This window comes from Pedobacter africanus (assembly GCF_040548825.1).
In the GTDB taxonomy this organism is placed as follows: Bacteria; Bacteroidota; Bacteroidia; order Sphingobacteriales; family Sphingobacteriaceae; genus Pedobacter; species Pedobacter africanus_A.
The window spans coordinates 1823106-1846729 of the sequence record NZ_JBEPSL010000001.1 but is presented as its reverse complement, the minus strand read 5'-3'; the positions used below and the strand labels follow the sequence as shown (position 1 = coordinate 1846729).

Genomic DNA, 23624 nt, shown 5'->3' with positions numbered 1-23624 from the left:
ACAAATGTAAGAAATATTATGGAATTAGGTTTAAAACCCAGCACTATCAGCAAGATGACCAGGTGGTCCACACTTTAGTTCATAGATACGTATATTAGCAGAGTTCATTGATATCAGATCAAGGTTATGAAAAACGACTATTTAGACAGTGTTATCAAGCAGTTTTTATATTATAAAATGCTTGGCGAAAAAACTTTTGACCAAATCAGGGAAGATCAATTGTTTTTTCAGCCCAACCCGGATAACAATAGTATTGCAATGATTGTAAAACACCTGGCGGGCAATATGCTTAGCCGCTGGACAGATTTTTTAACAACCGACGGAGAGAAGTCCTGGCGTAACCGAGACGCGGAGTTTGAGAATGACCTGGCATCTAAGGTGGAGCTGCTCCGCTTATGGGAACAAGGTTGGAAGGCTATGCTGGATACGCTCGGTTCACTGTCTGCCGGGGACCTGGACCAAATCGTTTATATCCGTAACCAAGGCCATACCGTGATGGAAGCCATCAACCGCCAGCTTGCTCATTATCCTTATCATATTGGGCAGATTGTTTATATCGGTAAGATGCTGGCCTCAAACTGGCAATCTTTATCCATCCCCAAAGGCAATTCGGCTGAGTTTAATGCCGAAAAATTTGCGCAGGAAAAGCATCGCGGACATTTTACTGATGAATTTTTGGATCCAAAGGCTTAGCATTTAAAACGCTACCCCAAACTGGAAACCGATACCAAACGAGGAAGGCTGCTCATTGCCAAACCTTGCCGGAAGCGGGATGGCCACAAAAAAGCTACTGCCTTTATTCTTTTTAACCGTTTTATTGATAACCGGGGTAAATCCGTAACGTCCTGAAGTTTCAAAGGCTGCCCTACCTGCAAAGGTAAAGCCATTGCCCAATACAACCAGTACGCCAGGATGGAAAAGCACATTGCTGACTTTGCTGGTACTGCCTGTAGCCCGGATAGTTGGAACGATCTCACTGGAAAAACCGATTCTGGCGCTTTTCCAGATATTGATCCCAATGGGCATGCCAACCACATAACTATCTTTAAAGTTGGTGTGTGTGCCATCCGAACTAAAGGTAACTATGGGATGCACGATACCTATATAGCCGGCCAGTTTAGGATAGGTTTGGGTTGCCTGACCAAAAGTGATAGAAACGCTTGTAATGACCAGCAGTAATAAACCGGTGAAAATTTTATGTATTTGTGTTTGCATAGCACAAGATTATGCGATGCTCTGCTGCTAAAATAGAACAAATTTTACTATTGGTACAGAACTTACTTTTTAGCCCTGTGTTTCTTAAATTCAGACGGAGTAAGCCCGGTTTCAAGTTTAAAAATCCGTGTAAAATGGCTCTGATCGGAAAACCCGGTGAGGTAGGCGACCTCTGATAATGAGTAGTCTGAGTTCTCTATGTACGCAATAGCTTTTTCAATCCGTATTTTGCGAATGTATTCACCGAACGAAAGGTTGTCGAAATATTTAGAAAATTCTCTTGAAACATATGCCGGATTTATGTTTAGCTCGCTGGAGATTCCAGAAAGGGTTAAAGCCAGGTTGGTATCTATCTGATCCTGTATGATGGTTTTTAATTCTTTTGCCCAGGCAGGAATTCTTGTATCTTTTCCTTGTTTTAAAAACTTTTGATACACATTTACCAGCAGTTGCTCTACCGGGCTTTCGGTATGCCGGACATCCTGAAGATGTTTAGCCCAGGTATACAATGCATCATAAATCACCATACCAGCCTTTAACAGTTCCTGGTCATCTTTAATGTTATGCGCCATCCCCGCGGCAATTGCCCATAAACCTGAAGCCTGGCTTGCAAGGCTATGCCGATCGGTATCTGCCCCTCTGACAATGGGCGCCATGATCTGTAAAGCCGGATCATTGAGCTTATATTTTTTGATCAAGGCATCAAAAGTGCATTGCCCATTTTTATGGGTCAGTTCTACACCAACCACATCAAATGGGATAGCATTTAGTTCGCCTGCTTTTTCTATAACAGCATCAAAAGGCACGTAATAGAAAAGGGCATCGGGATCTATAAAAGTTTTTATGAGCCAGGGGCAGGCTATCCGGTCAATCTTCGGTCTTTCTCTGGTGATCCATTTCATAACTCAAAACTAATTAGAATTAACGAAATATATCCCCTCATTAAATGCTATAAAATCGGGCCATTTTCAGCGCTATGGGCAGCCCTGAAAGCCACGCGTCCGCCTTCGGGAAGTTCAGCCTGGATTCAGACAGAATCAGCAGTTGCAACCAGTTCAGCGTTCGCCCATACGGCCCGGGGGTGATAATGCGTTCATAGCAAGTTTAAGTCAATTGCGGATTAATGACCAATAGCTTTATTATTTGTTTAAACTTTATTTAAAACTTTTTGATGGCACCAAAGGTTAATTGCTGTAACCTATAAGATATTAATTCTTAACACATCGAAAATTAGATAGACATGACAAAAAAACAAATTACCCCATCAAGCCCAGCTTGTTCTGATTACAGTTAAATATTCAGTGGAAATAAAAGCTAATGAAAAATACGCTCACAAGAATCTGGAAAGGAAAACAAAGCCTTGAAGTCTTTTCTCTGGAAAATCATCAGTCACAACTAATAGGGGGAGGAATTGTTTATGGTTTAACAAATGGTCCTGCTACAGCCATGAAATATCAGGTTGTTCTGGACAAATGCTGGAAAGTGAAGGCTGTAAAAATTACTTTGCTTACCAAACCCTATACGCTTCTTGTACTGTCTGTGGATAATTATAACAGATGGTTTGACCAATATAACAGGCATTTACCTGACTTGGATGGTTGTGTAGATATAGATATCTCTGCTACACCTTTTACCAATACTTTACCTATCAGAAGACTGAAGTTGCAGGTTGATGAAACACAGCAACTGAAGGTGGTTTATATTAAGGTGCCGGAACTTACTGTTTTACCGCTGATACAATATTATACCAGAATTTCGGAGCGGCGCTATCGCTATGAAAATGTCCATACAAATTTCAGATCGGAACTCTTTGTAGACCAAGAAGGACTGATGGTTACATATCCGGGGCTTTTCGAATGTGTTTACGCGCTTTAGAATTCCGGATGCACCCTTACTGAAATCATTGTGTTTTTATAGCTAATTTTAGGCAATGGAAAATGATTTAGAAAAGTTGAAATACCCGACTGGCCGCTTTGTTGCTGCCAGGCAATACAATCCGGATACTTTGGCATCCTGGATAGGTGGCATCAGATCGGCACCTTTGTTGTTCGATTACTGCATCGAAAATCTGGATGAGGCCCAATTGAATACACCTTACCGTCCGGGTGGCTGGAATGTGGCACAAGTGGTGCATCACGTTGCCGACAGCCATATGAACGCTTACATCAGGCTGAAGCTGGCACTCACAGAAGATACACCCACCATCACTCCCTATGACGAAAATGCCTGGGCCGAAATGGCGGATGTACAGCTTGTGCCGCTAAATGTATCGGTAACCTTGCTGCATGCCCTGCACAGAAGATGGACAACATTGCTGGAGCACTTAAAAGAAGAAGGCTGGACAAGGACCTATTATCATCCGGAAAGTAAGGAGTACATGCCGGTATGGCAAATGACCAATCAGTACAGCTGGCATGGTGCGCATCATGCAGAGCAGATTATTTCTTTAAGAAAAAGAATGGGATGGTAGGTTAAAATTTATACCGCTGAAGCTGTCCCCGGACTGAGAATTGAATCGTTATTAAGCAAACATTAATATTTTAAAAAATGAGAGCTTTGCATATTATTTCAAGTCCCAGGGGAAAGCAATCCTATAGTAGAGGACTCAGTTCGGCCATCGTTGAAAGACTGCTGGAAAGAAACATCGTAAAAACGGTTGTTGAAAGAAACCTTATCGAGAATGTTACTCCTCACCTGGATGAAGTATTGGTAAAGGAATTTTATAAAATTCCTGAGAAAACAGATTCCAATCCGATATTGAGTTATGCTGATTCTATCTTTTGTGAAATCAAAGAAGCTGATGTGATCGTTATAGGTACACCTATGCACAACCTTGGAGTTTCTGCTCCCTTAAAGGCCTGGATTGACCAGTTGGTTCGTTTTGGCATCACATATGGATATGGCAACGATGGGAAAAGATATGGCTATTTAAAAGGCAAAAAAGTTTATCTGGCCATTGCCTCCGGAGGCAGGTCAGCAGATTGGCCTGAAAATTTCGAATTTATAGCCTCCTATATCAAAGCTGTTTTTAATGCTTATCTGGGAATTACTGATATTTATACCTTTAGAATAGAAGGGACGGCATCGAATAACTTTGAGGCCAATTATGAAGAGATTATTAAAAGTTTAAAATAGAATCATATGAAAGAATTTGCATTAATTTTCAGAATAAAGGATATCAGCGATTTTCGGCCTTCACCGGAACAAATGCAGGAAAGGATGAATTGGTTAGCCGGCATTGCTTCTCAAAACAAATTAGTGGATAAAGGCAATACGCTTCTTCCATTTGCAGCAAGTGCAAAAACCGTAAAACCAGGTAATGTGATAACCGACGGTGCTTACACTGAAATCAAAGAATTTATCAGCGGTTACATTGTTGTAAAAGCTGACACCATTGATGAAGCAGTAGAAATGGCGAAAGGCAATCCGATTTTTGAGCAGGTAGGTGGAAATATTGAAGTGAGAGAAGTCTTAAAGCGTGATTGATCCAAAATCACATAGGGAACTTTTACCCCATTTGTTCCGACAGGAATACGCTAAAATGACGGCCGTGCTTTGCCGTCATTTTGGCCTGGTACATATCGAAATTGCCGAAGATATTGCCAGCGATACATTTCTTAAAGCATCTGAACATTGGGCCGTCCATGGCATACCCGATAATCCGACAGCATGGTTATATACGGTAGCCGGGAACAAAATCAAGGATTATTTTAAACACAGATCTGTTTTTGAAAACAAAATCAAGAACGATATAAAACCTGATGAAATTGAAATAGGAAAGGATTGGGAATTTAATAATGAAATCATTGCCGACAGCCAGCTGGTAATGATTTTTGTGGTTTGTAATCCCGCCAATTCGGTAGAGGCACAAATCTCGCTGGCGCTTCAAATTCTATGCGGTTTTAGTGTAGAAGAAATTGCCAACGCCTTTTTGACAAACAAAGAAACCATTAAAAAACGTTTGCAAAGAGCAAGGACGAATCTGCGAAATGATAATTTTCAGATTAAGCACTTAACCGAAACTGATATAAATGCAAGGTTGGACACGGTTCTAAAAACGCTGTACCTGCTTTTCAATGAGGGCTATTTTTCCAAAACCAATAATCAGCTCATTAGAAAAGAACTTTGTGCTGAAGCAGTCAGGTTAACATTGTTTTTAACTGAAAATCCATTGACCAATACCCCGCAGGTAAACGCCTTACTTGCTTTAATGTGCTTTCAGAGTTCGAGACTCGATGCAAGAACAGGTATAGATGGCGAAGCCATTCTTTTTGATCAACAGGACAAAAGTATTTGGGATAAATCACTTATTGACAGGGGAAATTATTATTTAATCAATGCCTGCAATGCCGGGGAAATTTCAAAGTATCATTTAGAAGCAGGTATAGCCTATTGGCATACAACCCCCACTGATAATAACAAATGGGAACACATCTTGCAATTGTACAACAGACTTATACTTATTGAACATTCGCCTGTCATTGCTCTCAACAGAGCCTTTGTTTTCTCTAAAGTATATGGCAATGAAAAAGCGATCAAGGAGGTGGAGTGCCTGAATCTTTCTGAAAGCAATTATTACCATGCATTATTAGGTTATTTGTATTCCAATACAGATAATAATGCATCAATTGAGCATTATATAAAAGCAATCAATCTGACCAAATCCGGAATAGCGAAAAAGACGCTTAAAAAACAGATCGACAGCTTGTTAAAAATCGAGAAGAATAACCCTTAAGAACTTATTGGAATAACGGTGTTAGGGCATATTCAATAGGTATTTTTTAAGACGCCAGGATCTAAACGTTAAAAGAATCTTTGAAACATTATCATTTTAACATTGTTCTAATGGCAACTAAATGATATCACTATGGAAACTTCAAATCACGATAGCGTTCAACCGCTAAAAACAAGGGACGATAAGCGTGAGCACAACATAGATGCCACCAAAAGTATTTCACAGATGCGGGAAGAAGCAGAAAGCAAAAAAAGTGATAAGCTGGCAGATCAACCTGGTGAGCAGGAAAACGGTGCAGACGATGACGCTATGAACTATAAAAGTGATCGGGAGCATGGCAGTTACAATCCTGAAAATATCTAGGGTTTAGTGTTTCTATCTTTACATTTTATGAAGAATAAGACGGAAAGTAAATTTGAACAGGTGGCTTCCAGGATCACCTGCTGGACCGGGAGTTCGCTGGCCTTTGGTATTGCGGTAGGGGTAGTCATTACCTGGGTTGTTTCCGGGCCGGTTTTTGGGTATTCAGATACCTGGCAGCTGGTCATCAATACCGGAACAACTATTGTGACCTTTCTTATGGTGTTCCTGATTCAAAAATCACAGAATAAAGACGGTAAGGCTATACAGCTAAAGTTAAATGAGCTGATTGCCGCAAGCAGATTTGCCAGCAACCGCATGGTAGATATTGAAGACCTAACCGAAGCTGAACTGGATATACTACACAGGTATTACGCGAAATTATCTGAGAAAGCTGAGGCGGATGACGATATACATCAATCGCATTCCATTGATAAGGCCAAGGAGGTAGCGGAAGCAAAAAGCAGGCATGCAAAACACATAAAATAATTGAATTCATTGTGGTAGATGAAAATGGGAAATAGTTGTGGATAACCCATTAAAGGTTGATAAATAACCTAAACTTCTGCAAGCTAATTCAGTTAACTATATAATTGTATAGTTATGATTCTAAAGTGCTGAGCTATGAAAAAGTGTATTTATGTTGTAGAAGACAACGCTGCAATCAGAGATGTTATCGAATTTATGCTTACAGAGGATGATTACGATGTGGTAATTTCTCCAACAGTTCATGATTTTTGGGCACATATGCAACTTCGCACCCCGGATATGGTTGTGCTGGACATTAAATTGCCGGATGGTAACGGTCTTGAAATCTGTAAGGAGCTTAAAAGCAATATTAAAACATATGCCATTCCAGTAATGATGATGTCGGCCAACAACTACCTGAGCAAAGTGAAATCGCATTGCGCAGCAGACGAGTTTATCAATAAGCCCTTTGACTTAAACGATTTTGCACATCGCATTGAGTATCACGTTGCAAGTTAGGTTAACCTATAGACTTTCCGAAAGGAGAGAAGGCCAGGTTCATTAACTTGAAATGTTGCCTTCCGAAGGGTATGCCAATAATAGTGATGCAGAAGAGCAGGCCAAAAAACAGGTGTGTAAGTACAATCCAAAAGCCGCCGAATACAAGCCATATGATGTTCATTATGGTAGACAGGCATCCGGTATTTGAAGAAGTATCTTTAATTCTGACCCCAAAAGGGGCAAGGCCTACAAAAGCAAATTTAAAGCATTGTATGCCAAATGGAATGCCCACAATGGTGAGGCATAAAATTAAGCCTCCAATGATATATTCAAAGAAGATAAATATTCCGCCAAAAACTATCCAGATAATATTCCCAATTAAATTCATAAGATGCAGCCTTAAATCATGTTGTTACTTGGGACTTAAGACATCATAGTCTTGCCGATGTTACAAATCTTTTGTAGAATGATTGAAGCTGCATTATGCCTGGCAAAACTCATCACGGCTTATTTCAAAACCGGCCTCGGGTCAAATATTACCTTGATGCTTACTATCTTTCCGTTACTTACAGTATACCATCCTGCGGTTAATATACTGGTGCCACCCATGTCTATATTGTAAAGCAACGCTACATCATTTTCATCGGCAACGGCTTTTTGTACCTCATATTTGAACTTCATTTTCTTCATGTCTTCGATGTATACGTCGGCACCTTCTCTTGATCCCAATACACCTTTAAAGTTCATGTTACCATCAAGACAGTTCTTAGCAGCAGCAAAATCTTCCTGATTTAATGCATTAATAAAAGTGAGTACTATGTCTTTGCTTTTCATCTATATTACTTTTTTAATTCGGATTCGGTATGCATAGCGCACACCCAACTATCTTGCTCTTTGACCCAGGTTGATGTGCAGGCACATTTTTCGGAAGACTTCTGACCATCGGCGCTATATGCCAATTCAATAAGATAGGCTATAACAGCACTGTCTTCACCAATAATTTCACTTTCGGTTTCAGAAATATTCAACACCTTCAGTTGATTCCCTTCTGCCGAGTCAAACATTTTTTTAAAAGAATCTTCGTCCACACTTCTTACGCCATTTTTACCTGCCACAATACAAGGGAAGCGGGTAAGGCTTTTAACCGTATCAAAATCGTGGGTTTCCATCGCTTTCCAATACTTTTTTTCCAGATCCAGAATTTGATTTTTCATAGGTACAGGATTTGTTTTCAGTAGTCTTATTTTTGAATAGTGTTATAACAAAGCAGATTGGATATGGTTTGTTATAACACATAGTCATTTCCAGGCTTGGCTAATTACGGCGCTTATAGGAGCAATCATTGGCTCCGCTCCAAATTTTTCCGATAACACTGCTTCTATAGTAATGACGATTTCATCTATCCAGGCAGGATTGATTTTTTTTATTTCCTGAAAAACAGCGCCGCTATGCACAAGACCAACTGCAGCTGCGCTGGCACTGGCGCAAACCGAACTCTTTTGCACCTTTTCAATTGATATTTCTGAAAATCCCGCCTGTTGTAATAATGGTTTTATGATAGCTTCATCATTCATGGAAGTTGCCAGATTGTACGCGTCAGGTAGCGCACCCTCAATATATTGTTCTGCCACCAGGCGGGCAATATAGGAAGGCCCATTATGCTCCAGTTTATCCCAGGTGCTTATCAAAAACATACCGCCTGGTCTTAACACACGATAGGCCTCGTCAAATGCTTTTTGTCTGTCGGGCACAAACATATAACCAAAACAACACACCACAAGGTCTATACTATTATCATCAAAAGGAAGTTCCTGCGCATCTATGGTTTGCCACACAATGTCAAGATCACTTGGCTTTTCTTTGGCAACAGCAAGCATATCCTCATTAATATCTGAAGCGATCAGTTTGGCGGAAGCCGGAATTTTTTTGCGCAGATGTTGTGTAACCCGGCCTGTTCCGGCGGCTATTTCGAGCGCAAGCGAAACTGAGGAAGGGTGGATGCGTTTTGCTACTTCAACGGCATAAGGTTCAAAAAACATAGGGCCCAGAAATTCATCGTAGTGAATGGCACTCTCTTTTTCCATAGGTGATTGTGTAATAGTCAAAAATACTGAAAATAACGGTATCATTGCATTTTGATAAAAGACAATATGGAACCGCTAAAAGAAATGTTCAACCTTGAGTTCTACCAGCATTATGCCACTGTATTTTCTGATGCAGACAGAAATTTCAATGCTCCTGCGTTCTTAAAAGATGTTACAGCCAATTTGCATGAACTTGAACTGAATGGACGGCTCCGGAACACAGCTGTGGTTTTGCAAAAGCATTTGCCCAAAGGGTTTGAAGCAGCTGTTGATGTCCTGTATAAAGCTGCGCCAGCCCTAAAAAGAGGATATACCGCATTGGTATTGCCTGACTTTGTGGGGCTTTATGGTAAAGAACATTTTCAACGTGCTATGGAAGCACTCAGGGATTTTACCTCGCTGGGATCTTCAGAATTCGCGATCAGGGAATTTTTAAGGATGGATCTGGATAAGACGCTGAAAGTAATGCAATATTGGGCTGAAGATAAAGATGAGCATGTAAGGCGACTTGCTTCTGAAGGCAGCAGACCACGATTGCCCTGGTCGTTTAAACTGGAACAACTGATTAAAAATCCTGCACTGACAACCGGCATTCTTGAACGATTGAAATCCGATGAGTCGGCTTACGTACGAAAGTCGGTAGCAAACCACCTCAATGACATTTCTAAGGACAATACCGGTTATATGCTGCAGCTGGTAAAAAGCTGGGACAGCAGTAATCCTCATACCAGCTGGATCATTAAACATGCGAGCAGGACACTCATCAAAAAAGGTAACCAGGAATCACTATCGTTGTTTGCCTTTGAGAAAGCTGTAAAACTGCAGATTGATAATTTTATACTGAGTTCAAACCTGCTTCATTTAGGGCAAACTCTTCAGTTCGGTTTCGAACTGAAGAGCTTAAAAGATCAGCCGCAAAAGCTGGTTGTAGATTACGCCGTTCATTACATAAAAGCTTCAGGGGAACAATCGAAAAAGGTTTTTAAGCTAAAGGAACTTACACTAAGGCCGCATCAGGTGCTGCAGATTACCAAAAAGCAATTGTTTAAAGACCTAACCACCCGTAAACATTACTCTGGAACGCATATCCTTGAAATTATAGTAAACGGCAAAGTATTCGGGACTAGAGAATTTGATCTTTTTTGCCAGTGCAGGTAAATTGCTGCGCTTAAAAAGGCCTGAAAGCCGGCCGGCTTGTTAAGGGAGAGAAAGACCAGGGGATGGAAGAAAGTATAACAATCAGGCCAATGGTAAACCATAATGCCATGATGTGATACTTTTGCTGCGCATCTTGTGTTTTACTGACTTTTTCAGACGCGATGCTGATCATGAAGACTGCAATCGTCATCATGGTAATGTGTTCCATTCCGAAAAACCTGATTTCCCTTAAGTGTACCGCTGTCTTAAAATTATTCAGAAAATAGCTGACCATGGGGCTGATGAAATATAGAACAACACCAATGCTAAATTGAATCTGTAAAATTTTTACAGCAATAAGCATAACGGCCTTGTCGAATGCAGAGAAATCCTGTTTCCTGAACTTGCCCCGGTATGCTCTGTAAATGGCAAAAAGAAGCGAAACAACTACCAGCCAACGGACCAAAGAATGTAAAGGAAGCAATATCTGGTACATAATCATGCGAATATAAAATAAATATCACCAACCAGGGGGTAACATTGTGAGGCGGGTATTGATATATAGCTAAACTAAACAATGTAAAACCATGAAAACAAGAATTACAATAATTGGTCTCCTGCTGATGTCGGTACACATCAGCTTTGCACAAGACAACAGGTTATGGTTATCGCTCGGAGCCGGTGCTGCCAATACTCCCAAAACCGGAAAGGACAATTTGATGGGCAACGGTTATAATATAGAAGCTGAGGCTTTTGTTCCTTTTTATAGTAAGAGCGGTTTTTTGCTGGGGGGAGTTTTAAACGGAAACTATACCGGCATCCGTAACCTCTCGCCCGATAATGCCACAGTAGCCGGGAAATACCAGGTATATGGGGGCTCTGTAGCTGTAAATAATGAAGCAGATGGAAAAACATCTGGTAGCTTTTCCGGCCTATTGGGGTTACAGGCGGTATTGAAAGCTGGAAATTTTAGCATTGCGCCCTCGGTTAATGCAGGTTATCTGCGTTTTAATCAACAAGGGTATACACAAACCGGCGCCGCTACCATGAACAACGGGCAGAGCGGGGAAATGGCACTGGTAAAAACGGAAAAACAAAGCAATGAAGGGCTGGTATTGAAACCACAATTAAAAGTAGGGTATGCGCTGGCGCCTAATTTTACGTTATTTATAGCTTCTGCCTATACCGCAGGGCCAGCGTTACAGCATACTTCAGAACACCTGGTTCCACAGGGAGGATTTAACGATAAGAACACCTATGAAAGCAGTCAGCTGGCTAAAGGTACCTGGGAAAGCCAAACTACGGAAAGCAAGTATCGCTTCGCCAATTTTAATGCAGGTATAATGCTGGCATTAGGTAAACGGAAAGCTCCAAAAGGCGCAGGTGCAGCTTCGTCCTCTTATGCGGCAGGTCGTTTATCCATGACGCCAACCAGTACCAGACAAACACCAAATACGAGCTTTGGGCAAAAAGTAAGCGCTACTACAGCAGCAATGGCCCGGCCAGGTAACCCCATCGGCGGTATTATAGTTAAAGGCGGGAAAAATCCGGGTGGCAATGCCTTCAGTTTAATTACCGACCAAAATGGTAAAATTAACTTTACTGCCACAGAAGCGGGTACTTATACGCTTCGCATCACCAGCCCGGAAACAGAAGGAAGTGCCGATAGTTCGACAAAAAGCCACAGAAAAGGAAAAGGCAGAACATATACTGCAGGCAGAAAGAACGAAAAGCCAAACGTTGATGCGATGGCCAGTCCTGGTAACCCCATTGGAGGTATTATAGTTAAAGGTGGAAAAAATCCGGGTGGCAACTTGTTTAATTTGACCAGTAATGAAAACGGAGAAGTAACTTTTACGGTTAACGAGCCGGGAGCATATGAACTGCAAATTGTTGCTCCTGAAACATCGGGGAAAAGCATCAGCTCAAAGGGGGTGTCATCTGTGAAGCCTGCAAAGTCGAAACATTAGTATATGCAGTTATACTTTTTTGTTAAAAAATGTTAAATCAATTTGAGAATTTTATTTTGTTTTTTTGATTTGTATTCATCTTTCTAACCTATTGAACAGGCATTTTTTTAGACTATTATTATAAATTCTAGTGTATAGATCATGTTAGGCAAATTTTCACTCAGCTCTCTTTTCTTATTTATTTTTACACCGGCCCTTGTGCTGCATGCCCAGAGTCCGGCTCCCGGTGCGGATGGTCGAACCGCTTTTACTGCAAAGCTGGTTAACATTGAAGCAGCAACGAACGAGACCTTTCGTTACAATGCAACGCTGCATAATGGTGCCGGTAAAGTAGCTGTTTTCGAGTTTAAAACCAATCTGCCAATTGGCTGGATGATCAGCTACAAGGTTGACGGGAGCCAGGTAACTTCGCTAAATATGGATCCCGGAGCCACCCGAGACGTATCTATTGAGGTTAATGCTTCGGCAACTGCAGCGCCAGGAAAATACAAATTGCCCGTAAAAGCGATATTTAATGCCGATACGTTATCCCTTAACCTGGAAGCGGTTGTGAAAGGGGCTTATGGTATCACATTGACCACACCAACAGGAAAACTGAGCGAAGAACTTACTTCAGGAAGTCATAAGGAAATACAACTGGAACTTAAGAATTCAGGTACCCTGCCTTTGAATGACGTTGAATTTTCTGCTCAATTGCCTACCAATTGGGAAGCCACTTTTGAACCCTCAAAAGTCAAACAACTGTATCCCGGGAAGGTGCAGGCTGTAACGGCAAAACTGAAAGTGCCCGACAAGACGATAGCAGGCGATTATGCAGCTACTTTTACTGCAACAAATAGTAATGGGAATTCCCCGGCAGCTTTCAGGATGGTGGTAACAACGTCCCTGCTCTCTGGATGGATTGGCATACTGGTTATCCTTATTGCTGTTTCGCTGGTATATTATCTCATCCGAAAATACGGCAGAAGATAAAGAAGATGATGGATCCTATCATACAACTCCAGGGCCTGAGCAAATGCTATGGTTCTAAAAAAGCTGTTGATAAGCTTAACCTCGACATCTATAAAGGAGAGATCTTTGGTTTGCTTGGACCAAACGGAGCCGGTAAAACCACCACCATATTGATGATGCTGGGCCTTACAGATCCAAGCGGTGGTTCTGCCTTTGTATGTGGTTACAATGCCACAAGCAACCCAATTTCTGTGAAGAGAAAAGTAGGTTATATGCCAGATAGCCTGGGTTTTTATGATAACATGACGGCCCAGGAAAACCTGAGCTATATTGCCAGGCTGAACGGGGTTCCTGAAAAAGAGATCAGAAAACGCACCGGGGAACTCATGGAAGTTGTAGGCCTTTCTTCGGTATCGGATAAGAAAACGTCAACCTTTTCGCGGGGAATGAAACAACGTTTAGGCCTGGCTGATGTTCTGATTAAACAACCGGATGTAATTATCCTGGATGAACCCACGCTTGGCATTGATCCCAGTGGTGTGAAGGAATTCCTCGCACTTATCAAACGTTTAAGTAAAGAGCAGGAACTCACCGTTCTGCTTTCCTCGCATCACCTGCATCACGTGCAACAGGTTTGTGATAGAGTAGGGATCTTTGTAAAGGGTAAGCTATTGGCGCATGGAAATATCGATGCCTTATCGGGTAGTCTTTTTAACAGTGAGGGGCTTACTGTATCCATAAAATTAGCAGCTGTCATACCCCAGCTCTGGCCAGTGAAAAAGGAGTTGGAACAATGGGAGGGCATTAAACAGATCAGGGTAAATGACAGCACTGTAGAGTTTGAGTGTAAGCAAGAGATGACCCCGGCCCTGGTTCGTTTTTTTGTTGAAAAAGGTTATGACATCCTTGGCGTATACCAGAAAAAATACGGTCTGGATGACATCTATGAAAAATATTTTGAAGACATTAATTGAAGACAATGAAGAGTCAATCACTTTCCCGTCCTTTTAGTGTGATGCTTCACAAAGAAATGGCAGACCATATCCGAAGCTGGCGTTTTATCGTACTTATTGGCCTGATCATACTTACGTTTGTTGCATCAATGTACGTATCCCTGGGCAACATCAGGTCTGCGCTGAGCAATGCCAATGATCCGGATCGTACTTATTTATACCTGAAACTACTTACCACTACAGACAATTCCATACCGCCATTTCACGTTTTCCTGAGTTTCCTTGCCCCTTTACTGGGAATTAGTTTGGGTTTTGATGCCATTAATGCAGAACAGAATACCGGAACACTTACCAGGCTTATGGCACAACCTATTTACAGGGATAATATATTGCTGGCCAAATTTGTGAGTGCTCTTATGATGGTGGGCGCCTTGTTCCTGGTTCTGGCTTTACTGATGATAGGTGGGGGGCTGCTCCTGACAGGGGTAAGAATGGAACCCCAGGAATTTCTTCGGATATTGGGACTCATCGTCATCACGATTGTTTATGTAGGATTTTGGTTGAGTTTATCTATTGTTTTATCAGTCAGGTTCAGGCAGGCGGCAACCTCTGCACTCACCGCCATTGGTTTATGGTTGTTTTTTACAGTATTCTACCAAATTGTTGTTAATCTTATCATCCGGTCCTTTTTACCTGACCCCGCTTTTTTGAGCCAGGACCAGATTCTGCGTTACAATGAGTTGATATTGGATATATTGCGCATTGCACCTAACCAGCTTTATACAGATGCCAGCACCACTATGCTGATGCCTTCGGTTAGAAGCCTGGGGCCAATGACCATGGAGCAGATGGCAGGAGCAATACCTGCGCCTCTGCCATTCAGGGAAAGCTTAATGATTGTCTGGCCACAGCTAAGTGGTTTGATAGGGGTAACGGTAGCTTGCTTTGCGCTTGCCTACTACCTGTTTATGCGCCGGGAGATCAGGAGTTAAGTAAATTAACCCTGATAATTTCATATGCATTTATAAATTTGCCGGGATTATTAATTTTAAATACCTTGCCGCAACAGCAAATTTAAATGGATACGAATAATACCAGCACCTCAGTTCTGCAAACAAAACCACATTTCCATATTCTGGACGGTTTAAGGGGCATCGCTGCCCTTGCCGTTGTCGTATTTCATTTTATGGAATGGGCCTATTCCGATTTCAGTACCAACTTTATTGCACACGGCTTCCTGGCCGTCGATTTCTTTTTTTGTCTGTCAGGATTTGTGATTGGATATGCTTACGACGACCGGATAACAAAGATGGGTGTTCTGGAATTTTTCAAATCAAGGATCATACGGCTGCATCCCCTGGTGATAGCCGGATCGGTATTGGGCCTCCTGGCATTTTTATTTGACCCATTTGCTGGCAGCCCCGAAGCTTACAGCACTGGTAAGATTGCCCTCTTATTTTTGTGCTCAGCATTGCTTATTCCTTTACCTGTAATGGCCGACCGTGGCTTTAACCTGTTTGGTTTAAACGCCCCCTCATGGTCCTTGTTTTGGGAATATATAGCCAATATAGTTTATGCATTGGTGCTTTATAAGATCAGCCGCAGGTACCTGTGGGTATTGGTCATCATCTCGGCAGGGGCGCTCTGCGCGGTAGCTTACCGTTCCGGTAATTTGCTGGGCGGTTGGAGTGGCCCAACCTTTTGGGACGGAGGAGCCCGGATATCCTATTCTTTTTTAGCCGGACTTTTGATTTATCGTTCCAACTGGATCATCAAAAACAAGCTTGGATTTATTGGCCTGGCCATATTGCTGTTCCTGGCTTTTGTTATGCCATTTTCTAAATGGAACCCGGTAACTGAACCTCTGGTGGTACTGTTTTACTTTCCTTTGCTCATCGCTTTGGGAGCCGGGGCTACGTTAACACCGGGTTTACAAAGGCTTTGTGTCTTTTCGGGAAAGATCTCTTACCCTTTATACATGACGCATTACGCGGTTTTATGGATGTTTGGCAATTATTACACCAGTCAGAAGCCCGGCACAATGCAACTTACTTTTATCATCATTGCCGGTATGGTCCTGCTCACGGGGGCAGCTTACCTGGTAATGGTACTTTACGACATCCCTCTGAGGAAATATTTAAACAAAAAACGCCTGCAATGGAAGAAATGAATGAGGAAATAAAACAAAAGAACAGTACCATTTCTATTGTTTTAATTGCGGTAAATATGTTGCTGCTGCTGATTTTTTTCAATATAGGTAAAGCAAGCGAGGACCAGCAAATGGTAAATATAGCCTGCATGGTATGGGGAGCAACAGTTTTAACAGGTATTTATGCTTTTGGTTATCATGGCAAGGGATATAGAATTGCCAAATGGCTTTTTGGAATCTTGTTACTGATAAGCATTGCTTCTATAGCCCTTGTTTTATATTTAGCAGCTTTAGGACATGCTTTTAAAAACTAAGGGACTGGAAATTAACCTGGTAAATAAAATTTATGCAGTCATCACTATTGCATTGATGCTGGCTACCGCCTATAGGTTTGTAAGCTATAAAAGCTGGGAACGCTATAATTATACCGCCAGTGTTTTTGCTCCGGAAACATTTCCGGTTTATGTGAGAGAAGCTTATTTTATCTTACCGGATGGTGATATTGAAGGCCTTGAGCATGAAGCTGTAAATAACTTTACCAGCAGCTGGGATACAGATTACAGCAGTTCAGATCCCATAGAAAGGCAATTGCTGCCAAAGCAGCTGGTGCTGAAATATTTTTCTTACCGGGACGCGCAATTTTACAGGGATACGCTGGATTTGCCGGAACAGAAAATGAAAAGGATTTTTAAAATAGCTGCAGCCACCAAAAAGGACCTTGTGCTTTCATCTTATTGGGGTAAAATAAAAGGGCTAACTTTTGTAATAGGTATTGCCAATAACGGAAACCTGTTGGTTGGGCTAAGAGGAGTATATCTTGAAGAAACCCTTTTAAAAACCAGATTAAAGGCAAAAACTCCGGGCAAGGAAGACACTTATTATGCAGAACCCTTATCAAGAGAAGCTTACTTTAAAACGGTGTTCAGTAGATTGTCTGATAGTGTAAAAACGCAATTGAACAATGGTTTTGACTCCGGAGCCAATTATATTGATACACCATCCCGTTACATTGAAAACAACAGGAAACTCTGGATATACCAGAAGAAAAATGGCTTTATAGAATGATTTATTAGGTTCATATGCCGATATTAACAATTTATTTTTCCAATGAGTATAAGAATAGCAAAAGCGGACGACGCACAACGGATTTGTTATTTGCTGGGCCAGCTGGGTTACCCGACAAATCCTGATTTCATGAAGGCTAAGATTAGTCAGTTGATTAACCGCCCTGATCATTTATTGGTAGTATATGAAGAGACAGAAGTAGAAGCTGTAATGTCGGTTCATTTTATGCCCCAGCTTCCTTTGCGGGGAGATTTTGCGATTATCAGCTACCTGGTGGTAGATGAAAATATCAGAAGTAAAGGTATCGGAAAGAAGCTGGAGACCTACTGCGTGGAGCAAGCCAAAGCCAGGGGTTGCGACAGGATACAGCTGCACAGCAGCCTGAAAAGGACCGGTGCTCATAAGTTTTATGAGCGGGAAGGGTACATTGAATACCCCAAATATTTTACTAAGGATTTGTAAAATAGCCGCTTAATCTGATTGCTTATTGAATTTAATAATTATTTAACATCAGCCATCGAAATTCTTTAGTTTTGGAGAATTGTGTTTTATGATTTTGATGCCTATGGTGAACAATGAAAAAATAATAGAAGTTTTAAATACCTCGCCCAGCGTAGGGATGCTGAAACTCCGCAACAGGGAGATCGTAATCGAATTTTTAATTGAGACTTTTATCAATGGGCAGGCAGTTGTATCGTCAGACCAGATCCACAATCAACTGGCCGATTATCTGGATTATAAACAGGTAGAACTTGATGAAGACATCGATATAGAAGTATTTGATACTTATGAAGTAAAAGCCAGAAAATATATACGGAAGTGGACCGACAGCGGCTATCTGACGAATTACCAGGACGACAAGGGTGAAGTGTTTTACGAACTTTCTGCCCATGCCAGCAAAACGATAGACTGGCTAACAAGTCTGGAAAAAAAAGAGTTCGTTGGGGCCGAATCCAGATTCAAGGATATTTTTAGCCAGCTAAGGGACCTGGTCGAATTTACAGACGATGATCTGCAAAAGCGTATAGACATTTTAGAACAAAAAAAACAGGAAATTGAACAACAGCTCAATGGCTTGCGCAGCGGCGAAACAGTAAAAGTTTATGAAGACTTCGAAATCATTCCCCGTTTTAACCAGTTGAACCAGTCGGCAAAAGAACTACTTTCCGATTTTAAGGAAGTGGAAGACAATTTCAGGGAAATTACCCGTCATATTTATCTGAAACACGCTGAGGGAAACCTGACAAAAGACCATATCCTTGAGTTTACATTTGATGCACTGGATGAGCTTAAAGAGAGCCAGCAGGGTAAAAGCTTTTATGCTTTCTGGTCCTTTTTACTTAACCCGGACTTACAGGAAGAATGGGGAGAACTGAGCAGGTCGCTGTTTAACCGTTTGGAAGATAAAGATATTGTAGCCGGAGACTTCTTTCTGAAAGACATGAAGAAATTCCTGCATGCCTCCGGGCAGAAGGTGTATAAGGCAAACGACAAGATGGCCGAAAAGCTGAGCCGGGTAATCAGGGAAACCGAGCACTCCAAAGTACATGCTACACGAAACCTGATCCACGAAATCAAGACACTCCTGATCGAGCTCGGAAAGAAAAAGAAAAAACCAGACACCGGCTTTATGCTCGAGGCAGAACCGGAGATCAATTTACCATTCGACCGTAAGCTTACGCTGGAGCAAACTGAAGAGATCATGTATAAAAACCGTCCAAAAAGGGCAGATACGGATATTCTGCAGGCCACACATCTCGTGAAGCTTTTTGGACAGAAGCGGGTAGACAGGGAACTGATCAAAACCAATATAAAAAAGATACTGGCCGATAAATCGCAGGCAAGCCTGGCGGAAGTGATAGAAATGACCGGGGGACTTGCAGAAGGACTGCCCGAGTTGTTTGGTTACCTGTCGGTAAGCAAAGATTTTAAGCACACCATTAACAAAGATAAAGTAGAGCGGATCTTATTTGATCGTGAGGCCCGTAAATCTATTCATATACCCGAAGTAATATTAACTAAATGAGCAATTTGCAAAATAGGCTGAAACCCTATTCAAAAGCAGTGGTTAAACTGCTCAAGAATGGTACAGTTTACAGCAGTTCGTCCGTATGGGAGGAATTGCTGCACTACCAGGAAGAAATACAGGAATACATCAATGTAATGGGCCTGGAACTGATTGTGAGAAAAGACGACGGACTGGCCTTTGTAACCCAGTTTGAAGACGAGGATGGAAATACCCTGGGCCTGGTAAGCAGGCGACAGATCGGCTTTGAGGCATCCATCGTTCTGGTGGTACTGAGGCAGCTGCTGGAAGAATTTGATCACAATCCTACCCAGGTTCAGGCTACAGAGAAATTCATCAGCCATACCGGCATAAGGGAGGAAGTTGAACTCTTCCTGCCCGAGAAATACAACCGCGTAAAATTATTGCAGGAGCTGGACACCTGTATCAAAAGGCTAACCGAGCTTGGCTACCTGAAAATTGTGAAACAGGAGGCCGATCCTTTGTACCAGATACAGCGCGTAATTAAAGATAAAGTAACCATAGATATATTAAAAGATTTTAAATTGAAGCTGGAGGAATATGTATAGTCTGTTTAGTACCAGTTCTGATAAAGCAGGTTTCAGACTGCAATACATGGAAGTATACAACTGGGGTACTTTTGATGGAGAAATCTTTCGCATTTCACCTAAAGGGAACAACTCTTTACTTACCGGAGCAAATGCCTCAGGTAAAAGTACCTTTATTGATGCTTTGCTAACCTTGTTGGTGCCTGTTAAAAACGACAGGTTCTACAACCAGTCGTCGGGTGCAGAGAAGAAAGGTGACCGCACCGAAGAAAGTTATGTGTACGGCCATTACGGCAATATTCAAAAGGAAGGAGAGAACAGTACCACAACCCAAAAACTGCGCGACCATACCGCGTATTCGGTTTTGCTGGCCTGTTTTGAAAATACAGACGGGCAGGTGGTAACCTTGTTCCAGCTGCGCTGGTTCAGCAATAATGAATTGAAGCGTTCATTCGGAATTGCCCGCATGCCTTTAGAAATTGAAAAGGATTTTACTCCGTTTGACGGCAAAGGAAACTGGAAAAAGCGCCTGGAAAAATTGTACAATACCGGGATCCAGAAGAAGCGTATAGAGTTTCAGGACGGACCGGTAAAGTATGGCGAGCGTATGGCCCAGTTGTTAGGGATGCGTTCTGTAAAAGCATCGAGCTTGTTTAACCAGGTGGTTGGGGTAAAGGTGCTTGACGATCTTGATGATTTCATCAGGGTAAACATGCTGGAACAACTGGATGCCGAGTACGAGTTTCTGCAGCTGAAAGATAATTTCATGACGCTCATGGAAGCCAAGGTAAATATTGAAAAAGCCAAAGAGCAGATTGCCCAACTGGTACCGATCAACGAATTGGCCCTGCAACTGGAAGAAACAGGAAGGAAACTGAAGACACTGGAAGCAGACAAGGAGATAGCTGTATACTGGTTTACCGCAAAAGGAACGGAGCTTACGGCCAAAGAGCTGGAAGCATTGAAGGCCAGAATGACCGTATTGAACGATGAAATTACAGCCCTGAAGGCCAAGGAAGAAAACCTGAAGATCCAGGAACGTGACCTGGCAATTGCAATTGCCAATGATGAAGTAGAGATGCAGATCGAAAAACTGGTTGAAGATATTGCCAAACTGGAACGCAGCCGTGAACAGTCTAAATTCCGGGCCGATAGTTACAACGCACTTGCCTTCGGCCTTGGCCTGCCCAAAGATCCGAGCCGCACTGTATTTGATGAATCGAGGTTACTGGCAGGGCAGAAGAAAAAAGATTGTGATGCACAACGTCAGGCGGAAGATGAGCTGGTAAGGGCCGCCCGTAACGAAGAAGACCAGCTTAATGCCCAGGTAGAGGAACTGAAAACTACGGTACAGTCTCTCCAAAAGACCAAGAACAACATTTCGGGGCGCGAAGCAGACATCAGGGAAGATATACTCGCCCACATTGGGGCAACAGCCGATGAGCTCCCATTTATTGGCGAGCTGGTAAAAGTGCGTGAAGAGGATAACCAATGGGAGCCCGCCATTGAAAAAGTGCTCCATAATTTTGCAATGCGCATTATTGTACCGGAAAAATATTACAAGGAGGTGAATGCCTATGTGAACAGGACCAACCTGCGTGGACGAATCACTTATCAGCGTTACCAGGGCTATACTTCTATGGGCAGTTTGCGCCGTCAGGTTTATGACGACAACCAATTGGTGAATAAGCTTGAATTTAAGGAATCGAGCAATTATGCTGAATGGCTGGAAGAGATGATTGCCGGACAATTTGATTATGCCTGCGCAGAGAGCCTGGATGAGTTTAACCAGTTTTCTGAAAAAGCGTTAACCATAGAGGGGCTGATTAAAGGCGTAAAAGGTAAGCACGAAAAGGACGACAGGGCACATGTATCCCGCAGAGAAAACTTTGTACTGGGCTGGGACAATAAGGAGAAAATAGGCTTGCTGAAAAAGGAATTGGAATTACTGCAGCAGCAACAGGAAAAGAACAAGGAGCAGATCAAACGTTTTGTTAAGGGGCTGTCTGATATTGACCTGACCAAAGACAGGCTGTCTACATTCTTATCTCAATACAACAGTTTTGATGAAATCAACTGGGCGGTTTTTGCCAATGAGATCCAGCAAAAAGCAGCCATGAAACAAAACCTGGAAAAAGCCAACAATAAAAACAGGGTCTTAAAAGAGCAGTTTAAATCTGTAAAGGTATTGCTTGGGGCAAACACTCAGGAACTGGAAGTTAAAAACAGGCAGAAATATAAACAGGAAGACCGGTTGGAAGACCTTCAGCATGAGCTGGACAGGCATAGGGCAACACTAGGTATATTCCGCGAGAAAGAAGTTGATATTTCAGGCTTTGAGGAAGCACACCCGCACCTGAAGGAGGTTGATTACGCCGGCTTCACCATTGCGAACGATGCTTTCAGGGAACACAACCGGAATGAAACCACCCGCCTGGAAAGGGAAAGGAACAGCAAGGAACATGCTGTAGCCATCAAAATCAATGCCTTCAAACATCCATCGGAAGAGATTACCCATAAGTTTAAAAGCTGGCGTGCCGATGTAAATATGCTGCCTGAGGCTTCAAATCTGGAGTTTATTGGAGAGTACACCAACTTTTTAAAGCGTCTGCAGGAGGATAACCTCCCTAAACACGAGAAAAAGTTTGATGAGTACCTGCAGGAAACCATCACCAATAAGATTGCCGATTTCAGGTTGTTTTTTGAGAACTGGTCAGACGCTATTAAAGAGAACATCAATGTATTGAACGATGCTTTACAGGGGATTGACTTTAAAACCAGTCCTAAAACGTATATCCAGTTGGTTATTCCGCCGCGGATTAACGAGGATGTCAGGGAATTCAGGGGCTTGCTGCAAAAAGCAATTCCAAATGTTAAGGCAATCGAAAACCTTGCAGATGGCAAGCGCCAGCATTTTGAACAACATATTGAGCCATTGATCCACAGATTGGAAAAGGAAGAATGGCGCAAAAAGGTGATGGACGTAAGGGGTTGGTTTTCCTATAAAGCCGAGGAGTTTTATAAGGAAACAGGTACTAAGTTCAAAACCTACGAAAACATGGGACAGCTGTCTGGAGGAGAGAAAGCACAGTTAACCTATACCATTCTGGGATCGGCAATTGCCTATCAGTTTGGGTTAACGAAAGAAGGGCTGCAAACCAATTCCTTCAGGTTTATTGCCATCGACGAGGCATTTAAGGCCCAGGATGAGGAGAAAGCAAGGTTCCTGATCACATTGTGTAAACAATTACACCTGCAGTTGCTGGTAGTAACGCCAAGCGACAATATCCATATCGTAGAAAACGACATTTCATTCGTTCATTTTGCAGAGCGCAGAAATGAGCGGAACTCATGGCTATACGATATGCCCATTGAACAGTTCCTGGAAGAACGTGAACAGTTTGGTGCCGCATAGTCGGCCCTTAGCAATAAAAAAGCAGAACAATATGTTCTGCTTTTTTA

Annotated in this window: 28 protein-coding genes; 21 read left to right on the top strand and 7 right to left on the bottom strand. The window is 42.2% G+C overall.

Annotated elements, in window-relative coordinates; translation table 11 throughout:
* Positions 1-126: 126 nt before the first annotated feature.
* Entirely contained in the window at positions 127-693 is a 567-nt protein-coding gene (locus ABIE26_RS07540; protein WP_310138335.1) for a DUF1572 family protein, read from the top strand.
* 3 nt (positions 694-696) lie between these two features.
* Here ABIE26_RS07540 and ABIE26_RS07535 read toward each other — a convergent pair whose 3' ends face one another.
* Positions 697-1215 carry a hypothetical protein gene (locus ABIE26_RS07535; protein WP_310138337.1) on the bottom strand — a complete coding sequence of 173 codons (519 nt, stop codon included), beginning with the start codon at positions 1213-1215 and terminating at the stop codon, positions 697-699.
* A gap of 62 nt (positions 1216-1277) precedes the next feature.
* The gene (locus ABIE26_RS07530; RefSeq protein ID WP_310138339.1) at positions 1278-2117 is read right to left on the bottom strand and encodes a chromate resistance protein ChrB domain-containing protein; all 840 of its coding nucleotides are present in this window, start codon (positions 2115-2117) and stop codon (positions 1278-1280) included.
* Between the two features lie 415 nt (positions 2118-2532).
* Between ABIE26_RS07530 and ABIE26_RS07525 the strand changes: the two genes are divergently transcribed.
* The 8 genes from ABIE26_RS07525 (at position 2533) to ABIE26_RS07490 (ending at position 7297) form a co-directional block, all read left to right on the top strand.
* Positions 2533-3090 carry a putative glycolipid-binding domain-containing protein gene (locus tag ABIE26_RS07525; protein ID WP_310138341.1) on the top strand — a complete coding sequence of 186 codons (558 nt, stop codon included), beginning with the start codon at positions 2533-2535 and terminating at the stop codon, positions 3088-3090.
* A 55-nt stretch (positions 3091-3145) separates the two neighbouring features.
* Positions 3146-3685: a YfiT family bacillithiol transferase gene (locus ABIE26_RS07520; protein ID WP_310138344.1), complete on the top strand. Its 540-nt coding sequence runs from the start codon at positions 3146-3148 to the stop codon at positions 3683-3685.
* A 77-nt stretch (positions 3686-3762) separates the two neighbouring features.
* Positions 3763-4350, top strand: a complete 588-nt coding sequence (locus ABIE26_RS07515) for an FMN-dependent NADH-azoreductase (protein ID WP_310138347.1) — start codon at positions 3763-3765, stop codon at positions 4348-4350.
* 6 nt (positions 4351-4356) lie between these two features.
* Positions 4357-4701, top strand: a complete 345-nt coding sequence (locus tag ABIE26_RS07510) for a YciI family protein (protein ID WP_310138349.1) — start codon at positions 4357-4359, stop codon at positions 4699-4701.
* Positions 4694-5950, top strand: coding sequence for an RNA polymerase sigma factor (locus tag ABIE26_RS07505; RefSeq protein WP_310138352.1), 1257 nt, complete (start codon positions 4694-4696; stop codon positions 5948-5950). Before ABIE26_RS07510 ends, ABIE26_RS07505 begins: the two co-directional genes overlap by 8 nt.
* A 132-nt stretch (positions 5951-6082) precedes the next feature.
* Positions 6083-6313, top strand: coding sequence for a hypothetical protein (locus tag ABIE26_RS07500; RefSeq protein ID WP_310138354.1), 231 nt, complete (start codon positions 6083-6085; stop codon positions 6311-6313).
* A gap of 27 nt (positions 6314-6340) precedes the next feature.
* A complete protein-coding gene (locus tag ABIE26_RS07495; RefSeq protein ID WP_310138357.1) occupies positions 6341-6799 on the top strand; it encodes a low affinity iron permease family protein in 459 nt (152 codons plus the stop codon).
* 135 nt (positions 6800-6934) lie between these two features.
* On the top strand, positions 6935-7297 hold the full coding sequence (locus ABIE26_RS07490; protein ID WP_310138359.1) for a response regulator transcription factor: 363 nt from the start codon (positions 6935-6937) through the stop codon (positions 7295-7297).
* Between the two features lies 1 nt (position 7298).
* Here ABIE26_RS07490 and ABIE26_RS07485 read toward each other — a convergent pair whose 3' ends face one another.
* From ABIE26_RS07485 to ABIE26_RS07470, 4 genes are all read right to left on the bottom strand, one after another.
* Positions 7299-7667, bottom strand: a complete 369-nt coding sequence (locus tag ABIE26_RS07485; RefSeq protein ID WP_310138361.1) for a YccF domain-containing protein — start codon at positions 7665-7667, stop codon at positions 7299-7301.
* Positions 7668-7786: 119 nt separating this feature from the next.
* Positions 7787-8113 carry a nuclear transport factor 2 family protein gene (locus ABIE26_RS07480; protein WP_310138363.1) on the bottom strand — a complete coding sequence of 109 codons (327 nt, stop codon included), beginning with the start codon at positions 8111-8113 and terminating at the stop codon, positions 7787-7789.
* A gap of 5 nt (positions 8114-8118) precedes the next feature.
* Positions 8119-8493: a nuclear transport factor 2 family protein gene (locus ABIE26_RS07475; protein WP_310138365.1), complete on the bottom strand. Its 375-nt coding sequence runs from the start codon at positions 8491-8493 to the stop codon at positions 8119-8121.
* Between the two features lie 84 nt (positions 8494-8577).
* Positions 8578-9363 (bottom strand): methyltransferase domain-containing protein, encoded by a 786-nt coding sequence (locus ABIE26_RS07470; protein WP_310138368.1) that lies wholly within the window; start codon positions 9361-9363, stop codon positions 8578-8580.
* Positions 9364-9429: 66 nt separating this feature from the next.
* Here ABIE26_RS07470 and ABIE26_RS07465 point away from each other — a divergent pair, with 66 nt between their 5' ends.
* A complete protein-coding gene (locus ABIE26_RS07465; RefSeq protein WP_310138370.1) occupies positions 9430-10521 on the top strand; it encodes a DNA alkylation repair protein in 1092 nt (363 codons plus the stop codon).
* A 10-nt stretch (positions 10522-10531) separates the two neighbouring features.
* On the opposite strand, the gene ABIE26_RS07460 is transcribed toward ABIE26_RS07465, so the two are convergent.
* Complete coding sequence (locus tag ABIE26_RS07460) at positions 10532-10996, bottom strand: hypothetical protein (RefSeq protein WP_310138373.1); 465 nt, start codon at positions 10994-10996, stop codon at positions 10532-10534.
* Positions 10997-11087: 91 nt separating this feature from the next.
* Between ABIE26_RS07460 and ABIE26_RS07455 the strand changes: the two genes are divergently transcribed.
* From ABIE26_RS07455 to ABIE26_RS07405, 11 genes are all read left to right on the top strand, one after another.
* Positions 11088-12470 carry a hypothetical protein gene (locus ABIE26_RS07455; protein ID WP_310138377.1) on the top strand — a complete coding sequence of 461 codons (1383 nt, stop codon included), beginning with the start codon at positions 11088-11090 and terminating at the stop codon, positions 12468-12470.
* Positions 12471-12611: 141 nt separating this feature from the next.
* Positions 12612-13442: a COG1470 family protein gene (locus ABIE26_RS07450; protein ID WP_310138380.1), complete on the top strand. Its 831-nt coding sequence runs from the start codon at positions 12612-12614 to the stop codon at positions 13440-13442.
* Positions 13443-13447: 5 nt separating this feature from the next.
* Complete coding sequence (locus ABIE26_RS07445; RefSeq protein WP_310138382.1) at positions 13448-14395, top strand: ABC transporter ATP-binding protein; 948 nt, start codon at positions 13448-13450, stop codon at positions 14393-14395.
* Between the two features lie 5 nt (positions 14396-14400).
* The gene (locus ABIE26_RS07440; protein WP_310138385.1) at positions 14401-15366 is read left to right on the top strand and encodes an ABC transporter permease; all 966 of its coding nucleotides are present in this window, start codon (positions 14401-14403) and stop codon (positions 15364-15366) included.
* A gap of 86 nt (positions 15367-15452) precedes the next feature.
* Complete coding sequence (locus tag ABIE26_RS07435; RefSeq protein ID WP_310138389.1) at positions 15453-16544, top strand: acyltransferase family protein; 1092 nt, start codon at positions 15453-15455, stop codon at positions 16542-16544.
* On the top strand, positions 16532-16837 hold the full coding sequence (locus ABIE26_RS07430; protein ID WP_310138391.1) for a hypothetical protein: 306 nt from the start codon (positions 16532-16534) through the stop codon (positions 16835-16837). The genes ABIE26_RS07435 and ABIE26_RS07430 overlap by 13 nt, the downstream gene beginning before the upstream one ends.
* Complete coding sequence (locus tag ABIE26_RS07425; protein WP_310138393.1) at positions 16821-17588, top strand: DUF2931 family protein; 768 nt, start codon at positions 16821-16823, stop codon at positions 17586-17588. The genes ABIE26_RS07430 and ABIE26_RS07425 overlap by 17 nt, the downstream gene beginning before the upstream one ends.
* Positions 17589-17630: 42 nt before the next feature.
* Complete coding sequence (locus ABIE26_RS07420; RefSeq protein WP_310138396.1) at positions 17631-18050, top strand: GNAT family N-acetyltransferase; 420 nt, start codon at positions 17631-17633, stop codon at positions 18048-18050.
* 103 nt (positions 18051-18153) lie between these two features.
* A complete protein-coding gene (locus tag ABIE26_RS07415; RefSeq protein WP_354375310.1) occupies positions 18154-19614 on the top strand; it encodes a DUF3375 domain-containing protein in 1461 nt (486 codons plus the stop codon).
* Positions 19611-20183, top strand: a complete 573-nt coding sequence (locus ABIE26_RS07410; RefSeq protein WP_310138401.1) for a DUF4194 domain-containing protein — start codon at positions 19611-19613, stop codon at positions 20181-20183. The genes ABIE26_RS07415 and ABIE26_RS07410 overlap by 4 nt, the downstream gene beginning before the upstream one ends.
* A complete protein-coding gene (locus ABIE26_RS07405; protein ID WP_310138404.1) occupies positions 20176-23577 on the top strand; it encodes an ATP-binding protein in 3402 nt (1133 codons plus the stop codon). The genes ABIE26_RS07410 and ABIE26_RS07405 overlap by 8 nt, the downstream gene beginning before the upstream one ends.
* Positions 23578-23624: the final 47 nt, after the last annotated feature.